At 73.3% G+C, this 14,820-nt stretch carries 12 protein-coding genes and 1 tRNA gene; 10 read left to right on the top strand and 3 right to left on the bottom strand.

What is annotated here, in order from left to right; genetic code table 11:
• Positions 1-107 precede the first annotated feature (107 nt).
• The 6 genes from ACZ6TU_RS35485 to ACZ6TU_RS35460 all read left to right on the top strand — a co-directional run bounded on the left by ACZ6TU_RS35485 (position 108) and on the right by ACZ6TU_RS35460 (position 8,312).
• Positions 108-1,001, top strand: a complete 894-nt coding sequence (locus ACZ6TU_RS35485) for an FAD binding domain-containing protein (protein ID WP_467667887.1) — start codon at positions 108-110, stop codon at positions 999-1,001.
• Positions 998-3,544, top strand: a complete 2,547-nt coding sequence (locus ACZ6TU_RS35480) for a 2Fe-2S iron-sulfur cluster-binding protein (RefSeq protein WP_469552959.1) — start codon at positions 998-1,000, stop codon at positions 3,542-3,544. The genes ACZ6TU_RS35485 and ACZ6TU_RS35480 overlap by 4 nt, the downstream gene beginning before the upstream one ends.
• Positions 3,541-5,859: a xanthine dehydrogenase family protein molybdopterin-binding subunit gene (locus ACZ6TU_RS35475; protein ID WP_467667891.1), complete on the top strand. Its 2,319-nt coding sequence runs from the start codon at positions 3,541-3,543 to the stop codon at positions 5,857-5,859. Before ACZ6TU_RS35480 ends, ACZ6TU_RS35475 begins: the two co-directional genes overlap by 4 nt.
• Before the next feature lie 5 nt (positions 5,860-5,864).
• Positions 5,865-6,398: an AAA family ATPase gene (locus tag ACZ6TU_RS35470; RefSeq protein WP_467669054.1), complete on the top strand. Its 534-nt coding sequence runs from the start codon at positions 5,865-5,867 to the stop codon at positions 6,396-6,398.
• A 170-nt stretch (positions 6,399-6,568) separates the two neighbouring features.
• Positions 6,569-7,738, top strand: a complete 1,170-nt coding sequence (locus ACZ6TU_RS35465; RefSeq protein WP_467667893.1) for an SUKH-4 family immunity protein — start codon at positions 6,569-6,571, stop codon at positions 7,736-7,738.
• An 85-nt stretch (positions 7,739-7,823) separates the two neighbouring features.
• A complete protein-coding gene (locus ACZ6TU_RS35460) occupies positions 7,824-8,312 on the top strand; it encodes a DUF6083 domain-containing protein (protein ID WP_467667895.1) in 489 nt (162 codons plus the stop codon).
• An 84-nt stretch (positions 8,313-8,396) separates the two neighbouring features.
• On the opposite strand, the gene ACZ6TU_RS35455 is transcribed toward ACZ6TU_RS35460, so the two are convergent.
• A tRNA-Cys gene (locus ACZ6TU_RS35455) sits at positions 8,397-8,468 on the bottom strand.
• A 195-nt stretch (positions 8,469-8,663) separates the two neighbouring features.
• Between ACZ6TU_RS35455 and ACZ6TU_RS35450 the strand changes: the two genes are divergently transcribed.
• The 4 genes from ACZ6TU_RS35450 (at position 8,664) to ACZ6TU_RS35435 (ending at position 14,018) form a co-directional block, all read left to right on the top strand.
• Positions 8,664-10,139 (top strand): MFS transporter, encoded by a 1,476-nt coding sequence (locus ACZ6TU_RS35450; protein ID WP_467667896.1) that lies wholly within the window; start codon positions 8,664-8,666, stop codon positions 10,137-10,139.
• A 157-nt stretch (positions 10,140-10,296) separates the two neighbouring features.
• Positions 10,297-12,096 (top strand): DEAD/DEAH box helicase, encoded by a 1,800-nt coding sequence (locus ACZ6TU_RS35445; protein ID WP_467667898.1) that lies wholly within the window; start codon positions 10,297-10,299, stop codon positions 12,094-12,096.
• 367 nt (positions 12,097-12,463) lie between these two features.
• On the top strand, positions 12,464-13,105 hold the full coding sequence (locus ACZ6TU_RS35440) for an IclR family transcriptional regulator (RefSeq protein WP_467667900.1): 642 nt from the start codon (positions 12,464-12,466) through the stop codon (positions 13,103-13,105).
• Between the two features lie 121 nt (positions 13,106-13,226).
• Positions 13,227-14,018: a S16 family serine protease gene (locus ACZ6TU_RS35435; protein WP_467667902.1), complete on the top strand. Its 792-nt coding sequence runs from the start codon at positions 13,227-13,229 to the stop codon at positions 14,016-14,018.
• Here the strand turns inward: ACZ6TU_RS35435 and ACZ6TU_RS35430 are convergent.
• Together ACZ6TU_RS35430 and ACZ6TU_RS35425 are read right to left on the bottom strand one after the other, a co-directional pair.
• Positions 14,015-14,200: a hypothetical protein gene (locus ACZ6TU_RS35430; RefSeq protein ID WP_467667904.1), complete on the bottom strand. Its 186-nt coding sequence runs from the start codon at positions 14,198-14,200 to the stop codon at positions 14,015-14,017. The two genes, ACZ6TU_RS35435 and ACZ6TU_RS35430, sit on opposite strands and share 4 nt — an antisense overlap.
• Position 14,201: 1 nt before the next feature.
• The gene (locus tag ACZ6TU_RS35425) at positions 14,202-14,786 is read right to left on the bottom strand and encodes an ArsR/SmtB family transcription factor (RefSeq protein ID WP_467667906.1); all 585 of its coding nucleotides are present in this window, start codon (positions 14,784-14,786) and stop codon (positions 14,202-14,204) included.
• Between the last annotated feature and the right edge of the window lie 34 nt (positions 14,787-14,820).

Here is a 14,820-nt window from a genome sequence, read left to right as displayed (position 1 = left end):
TTCGGCTCTCGCCAAGATGTGCCAGAGTTGCCACGTCCGCCCTGTCAGCACGTACCGTACGGCAACACAGGTGGGACCAGGTGGGGCAGCGGGAAGGGGCAGCCGGTTTGACCACGCACGCACCGCAGGCGGCGCAGGTCGTCACGCTGCCCACGACGCTGGACGAGGCCGTCGCGGCACTCACCGCCGTGCCCGCCGCCGTGCCCGTCGCGGGCGGTACCGATCTGATGGCCGCCGTCAACTCCGGGCAGCTCAGGCCCGCCGCGCTGGTGGGACTCGGCCGGATCAGCGAGATCCGCGGCTGGCGGTACCTGGATGGTCACGCGCTGCTCGGCGCGGGCCTCACGCACGCGCGCATGGGCCGCCCCGACTTCGCGGCCCTGATCCCGGCGCTGGCCGCCGCCGCGCGCGCCGCGGGCCCGCCGCACATCCGCAACGCGGGCACCCTGGGCGGCAACATCGCCTCGGCCGCCCCCACCGGCGATGCGCTGCCGGTGCTGGCCGCCCTGGAGGCGACACTGATCATCGCGGGCCCGGGCGGAGCCCGCCGGGAGCTCCCGGTGTCGCACCTGCTGGCCGGCATGGACATGCTGCGCGCCGGCGAACTCATCGGCTACGTGCGCGTGCCGCTGCTGCACGCCCCACAGGTCTTCCTGAAGGCGACCGGTCGTACCGGCCCGGGGCGCGCGGTGGCATCCGTGGCCTTGGTCCTGGACCCCGCGCGCCGGGGTGTGCGCTGCGCGGTGGGCGCCATAGCGCCGATGCCGCTGCGGCCCCTGGAGGCCGAGCAGTGGGTCGGCCGGCTCATCGACTGGGACAACAACCGCGCGCTCGTGCCGGAGGCCCTCAACGCCTTCGGGGAGTACGTCGCCACGGCCTGCATCCCCGACGCGGCCCCGGCCGAGGACGGCTCCGTACCGCAGCTTCCGCCCGCCGTACTGCACCTGCGGCGCACCGTCGCCGCGCTGGCCCGACGAGCACTGGGGAGGGCGCTGTCGTGACCGACGACCAGCACGGAGAGGGCACGCCCCGGGGCGGGAGCCGCTGGGATCCGCTGCCCCAGGGCGAGTACGACGACGGCGCCACCGCCTTCGTCGAACTCCCCGAGGGGGGCGTCGACGCCCTGCTGGCCGCTCACAGCCCCCTCGCCGCGCCCGGCCACGGCTACGTACCGCCGCAGATAGCGGTCGACCCCGCGATGACCGCCGGTACCGACCCGGCAGCCCCGGGCGCGTGGCCGGTGCCCGGCGTGCCCGTCGACGGCGCCCAGTGGCACGACCCGCACGCGGCACACCAGCAGGGCCACGAGCACGGCGGTCACGAGCAGCCGGGGCACGACACGGGGGAGCGGTCGTACGGCTCGGAGGCGCCGTACGGATCCGGCACGCCGTACGGCTCCGACGCGGGGGCGGCGCGGCACGGGAACGACCGCTTCACGTACAACCCGGGAGCCACCGGGCAGTGGAACTTCGACGAGGCCACGGCGGCGGAGTCCGCGCCCGGCCATGACGTGACCGGGCAGTGGTCCATCCCCGTCGCCGGGGGCGACCTTCCGGACGAGTCGGGCGAGTTCACCACGTCCTCGCTGGTCGAGCAGTGGGGCGGCACCCCACCGCCCACACTGCCGGGCGGTGCGCCCGCGCCGTGGGCGACACAGGCGGCGGGCCAGCCGTGGGGACAGCAGGTCCCGCAGGACCCGGCGGGGCAGGAACAGGCCGGGCCGGGCTATCCGTACGGGCACGAGCAGGGCGACGGGCACGGACACGGGCAGCCGGGGGCCGCCGGACCGGCCTCCGGGTACGCACCGGATCCGGCCGCGCAGCGCGCCCACGCCCCGGAGCAGCTGCCTGCCGGGCCCCTGCCGCAGGAGGCGGACCCGGCGGCCGGCCACGCCCCCGGGGCGACCGACGGCACCGGTCACGTACCGCAGCAGCCGGAGAGTGCCGGGCAGGCGCAGGAGCCGTCCGGCTCCCCCGGTCATGGGCCGGAGCCGTCCGGGTTCGGCGGCCATGGGCCGGAGGTGCCGGGCGCCGGTCACGCACCTCAGCCGCCCGACGGTGCCGGTCATGGGCCGGAGCAGCCGGCTTTCGCCGAGCACGGGTCGGATCCGCACGGCTTCACGGACCACGGCTCGGAGTCGTCCGCCTACACGGACCACGGCTCGGAGTCGCACGGCGTACCCGGCCACGGTGCGGAGTCGTCCGCCTTCACCGACCACCGCTCGGAGCCGTCTGCCTTCGCCGACCATGGCTCGGATCCCCAGGACGTCACGGAGCGTGGCTCGGAGGCGTCCGCCTTCACGGACAACGGCTCGCAGTCGTCCGCCTTCACCGACTACCGCTCGGAGCCGCACGCCTTCACGGACCACCACGGCCCGGAGCCCTCCGGCTCCCCCGGCCACGGCCCGGAGCCGTCCGGCGTACCCGGAAACGCGCCGGAGCCGTCGGGTCACGGCGGTGAGCCGACCGAGCACCCCGCTGCCACCGATGACGCTCCCGAGCACCCCGAGGACGCCGAGCACCCCGGTTCCGTCGCGCACGCCCCCGGACAGCCCGGCCCCCAGCCGTACCCCGAGGCCCCCGGTGAGCCCGCGCACGAGGCACACGCGGAAGCCGCCGCGCCCCCGCAGACCGCCCAGGAAGCCTCACAGGACGTTCCCGGCCCCGATGAGGTCGCCGAGGACGCACCGGAGGCCGCAGAGGGCGCTGACGGCCCCGCCGAGCCGTCCGCCGGGCCCCTCCCGGCCGAGGCGGACCCGGCCGCCGGGCCGGAGGACGCCGACGGCGAGACTCCGGACGACCCGGCACCGCAGGACCGGTCCGCCGTCTCGTACGACTCGGCCGACGACCAGGGCGAGGCGTCCCAGGACGAGCCCTCAACGGCCCCGCAGGAGGAACACCCCCTCGCCTCCTACGTCCTGCGCGTCAACGGCACCGACCGCCCCGTCACCGACGCCTGGATCGGCGAGTCCCTGCTGTACGTGCTGCGCGAGCGGCTCGGACTCGCGGGGGCCAAGGACGGCTGCTCGCAGGGCGAGTGCGGCGCGTGCAACGTCCAGGTCGACGGGCGGCTCGTCGCGTCCTGCCTGGTCCCGGCCGTGACCGCCGCCGGCAGCGAGGTCCGTACCGTCGAGGGCCTGGCCGAGGACGGCCGGCCGTCGGACGTGCAGCGGGCGCTCGCGCGCTGCGGCGCCGTGCAGTGCGGCTTCTGCGTGCCGGGCATGGCGATGACCGTGCACGACCTCCTGGAAGGCAACCCGGCGCCCACCGAGCTGGAGACCCGCCAGGCGCTGTGCGGCAACCTGTGCCGCTGCTCCGGCTACCGGGGCGTGGTGGACGCCGTGAAGGAGGTCGTCGCCGAACGCGAGGCACACTCCGCGCCCGCCGACGGCGACACCGACGAGGCCCGCATCCCGCACCAGGCGGGCCCGGGCGGCGGCGTCAACGCGTCGGCCTTCGGCTCGCCCCCGGAATCGCACACTCCGGACCCGCACACTCCAGACCCCCATGACCAGCCCTACGGCCAGGACGGAGGCCCCGCGTGAGCAACGAAGCAGCCACCGCGCAGGCCGCACAGGCCGCGGAGGCCGCCCCCGCCCCGGAACCACTGCCGCACGGCCTCGGCGCCTCCCTCCCGGCCGCAGACGCCCGCGCCAAGACGGAGGGCACCTTCCCGTACGCCGCAGACCTGTGGGCCGAGGGCCTGCTGTGGGCGGCCGTGCTGCGCTCACCGCACCCGCACGCGCGCATCGTCTCCATCGACACCTCCCACGCGCGCGAGATGGCCGGCGTACGTGCCGTCGTCACCCACGAGGACGTCCCCGGCAGCCCGTTGCACGGCCGCGGCAAGGCCGACCGCCCGGTCTTCGCCTCCGAGGTCGTACGCCATCACGGCGAGCCCATCGCCGCCGTCGCGGCCGACCACCCGGACACCGCGCGGATGGCTGCCGCCGCCGTCATCGTCGAGTACGAGGTGCTCGACCCGGTGACCGACCCGGAGCAGGCCTTCGAGGCGGAGCCGTTGCACCCCGACGGCAACCTGATCCGGCACATCCCGCTGCGCCACGGTGACCCGGAGGCAGCCGGCGAGATCGTCGCAGAGGGCCTGTACCGCATCGGCCGCCAGGACCCGGCGCCCATCGGCGCCGAGGCGGGCCTGGCCGTACCGCGCCCGGACGGCGGTGTGGAGCTGTACCTCGCGTCCACCGACCCGCACGCCGACCGCGACACGGCCGCCGCCGCCTTCGGCCTGGAACCCGAGCGGGTCAAGGTCGTCGTCACCGGTGTCCCCGGCGCCACGGCCGACCGCGAGGACCAGGGCTTCCAGCTCCCGCTCGGCCTGCTGGCGCTGCGCACCGGCTGCCCGGTGAAACTCGCGGCCACGCGCGAGGAGTCCTTCCTCGGGCACGCCCACCGGCACCCCACCCTGCTGCGCTACCGCCACCACGCCGACGCCGAGGGCAGACTCGTCAAGGTCGAGGCGCAGATCCTGCTCGACGCGGGTGCCTACGCCGACACCTCCGCCGACGCCCTGGCCGCCGCCGTCGCCTTCGCCTGCGGCCCGTACGTCGTCCCGAACGCCTTCATCGAGGGCTGGGCCGTCCGCACCAACAACCCCCCGTCCGGCCACGTGCGCGGCGAAGGCGCCATGCAGGTCTGTGCCGCCTACGAGGCACAGATGGACAAGATCGCCAAGAAGCTCGGCCTCGACCCGGCCGAGGTGCGGCTGCGCAACGCCATGGCGACGGGCGACGTGCTCCCGACCGGCCAGACGGTGACCTGCCCGGCTCCCGTCGCCGAACTCCTCCAGGCCGTGCGGGACTTCCCGCTCCCGCCGCTGCCCAAGGACACGCCCGAGGAGGAGTGGCTGCTGCCCGGCGGCCCCGAGGGCGCGGGCGAACCGGGCGCCGTGCGCCGGGGCGTGGGCTACGGCGTGGGCATGGTGCACATGCTCGGCGCGGAGGGCGCGGACGAGGTCTCCACGGCGACCGTGAAGGTCCACGACGGTGTCGCGACGGTGCTGTGCGCGGCCGTCGAGGCCGGCCAGGGTTTCACGACCCTGGCCCGGCAGATCGTGCAGGAGACGCTCGGCATAGACGAGGTGCACGTGGCGCCCGTCGACACCGACCAGCCCCCGGCGGGCGCGGGCTGCCGTGGCCGGCACACCTGGGTGTCGGGCGGCGCGGTGGAGCGCGCGGCCAAGATGGTCCGTACGCAGCTCCTCCAGCCGCTCGCCCACAAGTTCGGCATGTCCACGGAGCTGCTCCAGATCACCGACGGCAAGATCACGTCGTACGACGGAGTCCTCTCGACGACCGTCACCGAGGCGCTGGACGGCAAGGAACTGTGGGCCACCGCCCAGTGCCGCCCGCACCCGACCGAGCCGCTCAACGAGGCCGGCCAGGGCGACGCCTTCGTCGGCATGGCCTTCTGCGCGATCCGCGCGGTGGTGGACGTCGACATCGAGCTCGGTTCCGTACGGGTCGTGGAACTGGCCGTCGCCCAGGACGTGGGGCGGGTCCTGAACCCCACCCAGCTGGCCGCCCGGATCGAGGCGGGCGTGACCCAGGGCCTGGGCATCGCGCTGACCGAGAACCTGCGCACCCCGCGCGGCCTGATCCGCCACCCGGACCTGACCGGTTACGCCCTCCCGACGGCTCTCGACGCGCCCGACATCCGCATCGTCCGGCTGGTCGAGGAGCGGGACGTGGTCGCCCCCTTCGGAGCGAAAGCGGTCAGCGCGGTGCCGGTGGTGGCGTCCCCGGCGGCCATCGCGTCCGCCGTGCGGGCCGCCACGGGCCGCCCCGTGAACCGGCTGCCGATCCGCCCGCAGGCGGCGGTGGTGACGGAACGGGCGTGACGCCCATGCCGGCCGGCGTCGTCCTGGTCACCGGGGTGATGGCGGCCGGCAAGTCGACGGTCGCCCAGGCGCTGGCGGAGACGCTGCCGCGGGCGGCGCACGTCAGGGGTGACCTGTTCCGGCGCATGATCGTGTCCGGGCGCGAGGAGTACGCCCCCGGCGCCGGGGACGAGGCCCGGGCGCAACTCCGGCTCCGGTACCGCCTGTCGGCGGCGACCGCGGACGCGTACGCCGAGGCCGGGTTCACGGCGGTCGTGCAGGACGTGGTGCTGGGCGAGGACTTGAGGACCTACGCCGGTCTGGTGCGCACCCGGCCGCTGCACGTGGTCGTCCTGGCGCCACGCCCCGAGGCGGTGGCCGCGCGGGAGGCGGAGCGGCCGAAGACGGGATACGGCGACGCCTGGACCGTCGGCATGCTGGACGAGGCGCTGCGCACGCGGACGCCGCGCATCGGACTGTGGCTGGACACCTCGGAGCTGACGGTGGGACAGACCGTGGAGGCGATTCTGGCGGAAAGGGAACGCGCGAGGGTGCTCTGAGCGTCCTGTGAGGTGGACGTGTGCGGTCGCCGGGGCGCGCGTCGCTGTTCCGGGGCGTTGTCAGTGGTGGGGCGTAGTGTTCTGGGCAGTGGGGGACGGCTGCCGGGCCTGGCCGGGCGGACTGCCGTGCTCCGCCAGGGGACGGTGAGCAAGCACATTCGGGGGAGCCCATGAGTACGACCGACGCCGGTTCCGCGGTGATCACCCTGACCGAGTCCGACCTGGACCCGTGGGTGACGCACGCGTCGACGCGGCACTGGCTGACCGGGCCCGGACTGCCGGGCGAAAGCGGCGTGCTGAGCTTCGCCGAGCTGGGCCGGGAGGGTCTGCGCACGGTGGCGGACTCGACGGGCGATCCCGACCACCGGCTGTCGGCGGAGCTGCGCGAGCAGCTCGTGATAGGCGGACTGCTCGGCCCCGGAGACCTGGAGACGGAGTCGGTCCTGCTGGACGGCGCGACGGGCGAGATCTCGACGACGTACTTCCTGCACGACCGCCCCGACCTGATGGACCGCCGCCCCTTGGCGCCCTCGCTGCGGACGCTGGTGCGCTTCGCCGAGTCCACGGACGAACTGGCGGGTCTGCGTGGCCAGTTCGCCTCCTACGCGGGCCGCTTCGGCCCGAAGGCGGTGGCGGAGGCCTCCCAGCACCTGCTGGCGGTGTTCCGGGACGGGGCGGACGGCGAGCCGGCCCCGTTCTGGAAGATGGCGGCCCTGATCCGTCCACTGTCCCTGGTCGCGGGCCGGGGCGGCACCTCCGGCCTGTCCCTGGACCTCCCGCACCGCCTCCTGGACCAGGAGTTCGGCCCCGGCAAGGTGGCCCGCTTCGAGGACGTCGACTTCCCAGCGACCCTCACGCACGAGCCGACCCGCCGCTTCCTGCGCGAGGTGGGCCTGCCGGAGGACGCCTACGTCTTCTCCCTGGACACGGACGTCCCGCTGGCGACGCTGGCGGAGTACTACGCCGACACGGACGGCCCGACGGGGCTGCTCCCCTCCGAGGCCCACCGCCTGATACGCCTCGGCCACCTCGTCGAGGACAACAGCCTGGTCGTCGACGGCGCGACGGGCGCGGTCCTGAACTGGTGCGAGCCCGAGGCGACGCTGTACCCGCTGAACACGGACGTGTCGACCCTGGCGTTCACCCTCTGGCTGCTGCACCGCGAGCGGGCGATCGACGCCCAGTCGGACCACGAGCTGACCACCGACACCTACGACCAGTTGGCCATGACGATGCTCCAGGTCCTGTCGGCCGTCGACCCGACGGGCGTCACGGCGGGCAGGTCGGGCCGCCACTACTGGACGGACGCGTTCCAGGACGAGGCGGGCGGGGTGCTGTAGGAGCGGGGTCCCCCGACCCGACTGCTCCCGTTGCGCCCTTATTGCGCCCTGGCTGACTCCCGGACGCACGCACATGCTCGGTCCCATGGGGGATACAGGCGAGTCGAGCATCATCCCGTTACCCGACCTCGACGGACACCGGCAGCGGCCACCGGGCGCGCCGCGGCCGTGGGAGAAGACCGACCGGGCCCAGGCCGCGATGGAGGGCGCCACCGGCCCTGAGCCGCCCGCTCCACCCGTCTGCCCCAACTGCGGGCTTGTCGGTGACCGGCGTGTCACCTACTACGGCTGGCACGTCCTCCTCGAACCGGACATGCCGGTGCCCGCGCACATGGTTCCCGCCTGGCACCGCTGGTACGTGGACTCCAACGGGACCGCGTGGAACAGCCGCGAGGACGAGCCCGCGCCCGGCGCCGTGTGCCGCGTACCGCATCGGATCGCCTGTCCCGGGCTGCGGCTTGAGGAGGTCGGCCTGTGGCGGTGGCTGGACGCCGTACGCGCGGAGAACGCGCGCCGGGCGAGGCGAGAGGCCGACGAGGAAAGCGGACCGGGAGCGCTTCCCGACGCCGGCTGACGCCGTGACCGTACGAACGGGCTGCAACTCCACGTGGGTCATGTTCTGCCCGACCGGCGGTCTCTGCCCGGCAGGCTGGTGAAGAGGCCGTGGCGGGATTCGAACCCGCGTAACTCGCTTTGCAGGCGAGCCCCTGAACCACTCGGGCACACGGCCTTGTTCGCACTCGATGTCGTGACCGTAGGACGCGGGTGAGGCAGGGCTCAAGGGCATCCGGACCGGTGCAACGTGACTGCCATACGCAGTTCATGAACGGGGGTGGCCGAGAGGAGGGGTGTACGACCAAGGTCTCAGCCGGGGACCATCTCGCGACAGGGGTGACAGTGGCCCGTGGGCCTTACGCTGGCGGGCATGAGTGTCCCGAAGCCGCCCGACGCGGATGTCGTAGGTGCCGATGACCTGCCCTCCGTCGCCGCGGTGGAGGAGACCGTGCTGGGGCGGGGCTACCGGGCGCTGAGCCTCGGGATCGTCTCCGTCGTGCTGCTCATCGCCTTCGAGGCGACGGCGGTCGGTACGGCGATGCCCGTCGCGGCGCGTGAGTTGGACGGGGTGCCGCTGTACGCGTTCGCGTTCTCCGGGTACTTCACGACCAGTCTGTTCGGGATGGTGCTCTCCGGGCAGTGGTCGGACCGGCGTGGGCCTCTCGGGCCGTTGACGACGGGCATAGCCTCCTTCGGGGCCGGGCTGTTGCTGTCGGGGACCGCCGGCGCGATGTGGGTGTTCATCCTGGGGCGGGCCGTGCAGGGGCTCGGCGGCGGGCTGGTGATCGTCGCGCTGTACGTCGTCGTCGGGCGGGCGTATCCGGAGCGGCTGCGGCCGGCCATCATGGCCGCGTTCGCCGCGAGCTGGATACTGCCGTCGATCGTCGGCCCGCTCGCCGCCGGCACGGTGACCGAGCAGCTCGGGTGGCGGTGGGTGTTCATCGGGATACCCGTGCTCGTCGTCCTTCCGCTCGCGCTCGCGCTGCCGCAGATACGGCGCCGGGCGGCCGGACCGTTACCTGCGGCGGAGCCGGACTCCGAGCCCTCTTCTCCCGGCCGGCCCCCCTCCCTCAACCGCCGCCGTATCCGCCTGGCCCTGGCCATCTCCCTCGGTGCCGGCCTGCTCCAGTACGCCGCCCAGGACCTGCGCCCCCTTTCGCTCCTGCCGGGCGCGGTCGGACTGGCCCTGCTGGTGCCCGCCGTGCTCGGGCTGCTGCCGCGCGGCACCTACCGGGCCGCTCGCGGGCTGCCCTCCGTCGTGCTGCTGCGCGGCGTCGCCGCGGGGTCCTTCATCGCCGCGGAATCCTTCGTGCCGCTGATGCTGGTGACCCAGCGCGGCCTCAGTCCGACCCTGGCCGGGTTCTCGCTCGCCGCGGGCGGCGGGACGTGGGCGCTGGGCTCGTGGGTGCAGTCGCGGCCGCGGTTCGAGCCGTACCGGGAGCGGTTGACGACTCTCGGCATGCTGCTGGTGGCGGTGGCCATCGCCACCGCGCCGAGTGTGCTGATCGACTCCGTGCCCGTCTGGACCCTGGCCGTCGCCTGGGCGTTCGGCTGCTTCGGCATGGGCCTCGTCATCTCCTCCACGAGCGTGCTCCTGCTCAAGCTCTCCGCCCCCGAGGAGGCCGGCACCAACTCCGCCGCCCTCCAGATCTCCGACGGCCTCTCCAACGTCGTCCTGCTCTCCGCCGGCGGCGCCGCCTTCGCCGCCCTCGGCGGCGGCACGGTCACCCACACCACCACCGACACCAGCGGCTCCCATCCGGCCGCCTTCGCCGCGGTGTTCCTGCCGATGGCGGTGGTGGCGCTGGTGGGGGCCTGGGTGACGACGCGGCTGCGGGAGCGGTGAGGAGCCCTTCCGGGCTGTGACGTGGATCCCACCCGGGCATGACCCGGCCTTGTCCGCGCATGGACAGTGGTGGGCCGCCGGTAGGGTGGCCCGGTTGTCATACGTAGCCGAGCCGTCAGACTCCCTCGAACGAGCCGCCCGACCCCCAACGGAGACCGTGACTACCACCGCCGGCACAAGCTCTGCCTCGCACCACCTGTCCCCGGCGTTCCCCGGCCGCGCCCCGTGGGGTACCGCCAGCAAGCTGCGTGCCTGGCAGCAGGGCGCGATGGAGAAGTACATCCAGGAGCAGCCGCGGGACTTCCTGGCGGTCGCCACCCCCGGCGCCGGCAAGACGACCTTCGCGCTGACGCTGGCGTCCTGGCTGCTGCACCACCACGTCGTGCAGCAGGTCACCGTCGTGGCCCCGACCGAGCACCTGAAGAAGCAGTGGGCCGAGGCCGCGGCCCGCATAGGCATCAAGCTCGACCCGGAGTACAGCGCCGGGCCGCTCGGCCGGGAGTACCACGGGGTCGCCGTGACGTACGCGGGTGTCGGTGTGCGGCCGATGCTCCACCGGAACCGCGTCGAGCAGCGCAAGACCCTGGTCATCCTCGACGAGATCCATCACGCCGGTGACAGCAAGTCCTGGGGCGAGGCCTGTCTGGAGGCCTTCGAGCCCGCCACCCGCCGACTCGCCCTCACCGGTACGCCCTTCCGGTCCGACACCAACCCCATCCCCTTCGTGACGTACGAGGAGGGGAACGACGGGATCCGGCGGTCCGCCGCCGACTACACCTACGGGTACGGCAACGCGCTCGCCGACAACGTCGTCCGGCCCGTCATCTTCCTCTCCTACAGCGGCAACATGCGCTGGCGCACCAAGGCCGGTGACGAGGTCGCCGCGCGGCTCGGCGAGCCCATGACCAAGGACGCCATCAGCCAGGCCTGGCGGACCGCCCTCGATCCGCGCGGTGAGTGGATGCCCGCCGTGCTGCGCGCCGCCGACCAGCGGCTGACCGAGGTGCGCAAGGCCATCCCAGACGCCGGGGCGCTCGTCATCGCCTCCGACCAGGACTCGGCGCGCGCGTACGCCAAGCTGATCCGGGAGATCACCGGCAGCAAGGCGACCCTCGTGCTGTCGGACGACTCCGGGGCCTCCGAGCGGATCGACGAGTTCAGCGGCAACACCGACCGGTGGATGGTCGCGGTGCGGATGGTGTCCGAGGGCGTCGACGTGCCGCGGCTAGCGGTCGGGGTGTACGCCACCACCATCTCGACCCCCCTCTTCTTCGCCCAGGCCGTCGGGCGTTTCGTACGGTCCCGGCGGCGCGGCGAGACGGCCTCCGTGTTCCTGCCGACCGTGCCCGACCTGCTCTCCTTCGCCAACGAGATGGAGCGCGAGCGCGACCACGTCCTCGACAAGCCCAAGAAGGAGGGCGAGGAGGACCCGTACGCCGAATCCGAGAAGGAGATGGAGGAGGCGAACAAGGAGCAGGACGAGGACACCGGCGAGCAGGACATGCTGCCCTTCGAGGCGCTGGAGTCCGACGCGGTCTTCGACCGGGTCATGTACAACGGCGCCGAGTTCGGCATGCAGGCCCACCCGGGGAGCGAGGAGGAGCAGGACTACCTCGGCATCCCCGGGCTGCTGGAGCCCGACCAGGTCCAGCTGCTGCTCCAGAAGCGGCAGGCCCGGCAGATCGCGCACAGCCGCAAGAAGCCGGACGAGGAGGCCGACCTGCTCGAAGTGCCCGCAGAGCGGCGGCCGGTGGTCTCCCACAAGGAGATGATGGAGCTGCGGCGGCAGCTCAACACGATGGTCGGCGCGTACGTCCACCAGAGCGGCAAGCCGCACGGCGTGATCCACACGGAGCTGCGGCGCGTGTGCGGGGGGCCTCCGGCGGCGGAGGCGACGGCGGGGCAGCTGCGGCAGCGCATCGCCAAGGTCCAGGAGTGGGCGACGCGGATGAAGTGACGCCGGGCGTCGTCACAGGGCCGGGCCGAGCCGAGCCCGGCCCGTTCCGTATGTGTGGGTGTCGTGTGTGCTCATTGGAGCCCGATGAGTCCCCTGTTGTACGTATCCGGGCAAACAGAGCCAGTCGATCCCGACGTGTGCCCGGATTGTGGACGGAGCCTTCCGCTGAGCGAACCCCCTTCGCTACTGTCCGGCTACGCATACGCCCCGTGGCAGCGCCGCCGCGGAGCGCAGCCGTGAAGCGACGCGGTCCGGACAGGCCGGGCCGCCGGCCGATCGGCGGCCTCTGAAGCGCGTTGCCGACGGGACTCGGTGACGCATCCGCCGACCAGGGGGCCGCCGACCTCACCACTAAGGAGTGGGCGTCGTGACCGCGGAGACCTCCCAGACGCTCGACAGAGGACTGCGTGTCCTCAAGCTGCTCGCCGACACGGACCACGGGCTGACCGTGACCGAGCTCTCCCTCAAACTGGGCGTCAACCGGACCGTGGTGTACCGGTTGCTCGCCACGCTGGAACAGCACGCGCTCATACGCCGTGACCTGGGCGGACGTGCCCGGGTCGGGCTCGGCGTGCTGCGTCTGGGCCGGCAGGTCCACCCCCTGGTACGAGAGGCCGCGATGCCGGCGCTGCGGTCGCTGGCCGAGGACATCGGCGCGACGGCGCACCTGACCCTGGTCGACGGGGCGGACGCGCTCGCCGTGGCCGTGGTGGAGCCGACCTGGACGGACTATCACGTCGCCTACCGGGCCGGATTCCGGCACCCTCTGGACCGGGGCGCCGCGGGCAAGGCGATCCTCGCGGCCCGGCAGCACCCGATGACGGACCCGGGCTACACCCTGACGCACGGGGAGCTGGAGGCCGGCGCGTGCGGGGCGGCGGCCCCGTTGCTGGGCGTGACGGGTGTCGAGGGCAGCGTGGGCGTGGTGATGCTGACGGACGTGGTGCCGGAGCGGGTGGGGGCGAGGGTCGTGGACGCGGCGCGAGAGGTCGCGGACGCGCTGCGCTGACGTGTGCGGGACCGCTACGGGCGCGCTCTGACGACGTCGCCCCGGCGTCCGCCGAGCCCTCCGGTCAGGCCCCGGGCGACCTGGGCCCGGCCGGATTCCATGCCCGAGTTAGATTGATCCCGTGTTCTCTCGCCTCCCGCGCCCCCAGGCCATCGCCGTCTGCGCCCTGCCCGTCGTGGCTCTGCTCGCCACGGCGGTGTTCGCGCCGCTGCCGTTCTCGGTGGCGCAGCCCGGGCAGACGACGAACGTGCTCGGGGAGGACAAGGGCGCCCCGGTGATCACCATCTCGGGCGCGCCGACCCGGGACACGCCTGGCCAGCTGCGCATGACCACCATCGTGGCCACCTCGCCGGACCGCCGGGTCTCGCTCCCGGACATCGTCGACAGCTGGTTCCGCACGGACCGGGCGGTCATGCCGCGCGACGCGATCTATCCGAGCGGCGACACCGTCCAGGAGATCGAGCGGCACAACGAGAAGCAGATGAAGGAGTCCCAGGACGCGGCGACGCAGGCCGCGCTGAACTACCTCGGCCTCGACGACAAGGACGTCAAGGTCGGCCTGAAGCTCTCGGACGTGGGCGGGCCCAGTGCCGGGCTGCTGTTCTCCCTGGGGATCATCGACAAGCTCAACGGCGACGGCACCGGTGGTGATCTCACCGGGGGCCGTGTCATCGCCGGCACCGGCACGATCGCCGCCGACGGCACGGTCGGGGCGGTGGGCGGCGTCGCCCTCAAGACCCAGGCCGCCAAGCGTGACGGTGCCACCGTGTTCCTCGTCCCGAAGGCCGAGTGCGCGGACGCGCGGGCCGAACTGCCGAAGGGCCTGCGGCTGATTCCGGTGACCACGCTGAAGAGCACGGTGAGTTCACTGGTGGCCCTGGAGACGGGGAAGGGGTCCGTGCCCAGCTGTTAGTGGGCAGCGGCTGCCGTCCCCGGCCGGGTGGCGAGCCTTAAACCGACCTCGACGAGGGTCCAACCGAGGCGGGTGCGGAGGCTGTGAGGGGGCTTGGCCCTGACGGGGCCCTGGGCTCCGGCCTCGGCACGGAGTTCCGCGGCGCGGGCGTGGTACAGGGTGAGGTGGATGTCGGGGTGCATCTCAGTCCGTCCTGATCGGGAAGGCGTGGGTGTGGAAGCGGACCTGCTCGGCGCCGGGGGTGTCCTCGGCGGTCTCGCGGTCGCGGTAGGTCTCGACCAGCGCGTGCATCTTCTCGACGAGTTCCCGTGTCAGTTCGGGCGTCAGTCGCAGCGTGAAGCTGCTCATGTCCCAGACGCGGCTCCACTCGTCGGGCCATGAGTCGCGGTTGCCCAGCCAGGTCGACAGATCCCGGGTCTGCGTGGTGGCGACCTCGTGGAGGTACAGGTCCGCCGCCCCGCGTACGACCGGGTCCGAGTCGTTGAGCAAGGTCTCGTCGAAGCGCAGGCCGTGGTGGACCGCCTGCCACCATCGCTCGCGCCCCTTGCCCCGCTCGGGGGCGTCCTCGACGAAGCCGTACTCCGCGAGTTGGCGCAGGTGGTAGCTGGTGGCACCGCTGGACTCGCCCAGCTTCGCGGCCAGTTGCGAGGCGGTGGCCGGGCCGCCGAAGCGCAGGGCGTCCAGCAGCTGCATCCGCAGGGGGTGCGCGAGTCCGCGCAGGGATCGGGCGTCGAGTTGCCGTACCTGTGGGTTCTGGGGTTCGGTCACGGTGCAAAGGTATCCTTGCAAAGAAACCCTTGCA

This window comes from Streptomyces sp. NPDC052064 (genome assembly GCF_055585925.1).
Note: the sequence above shows the minus strand (reverse complement) of the source record. Positions and strands in the feature narration are given on the sequence as shown.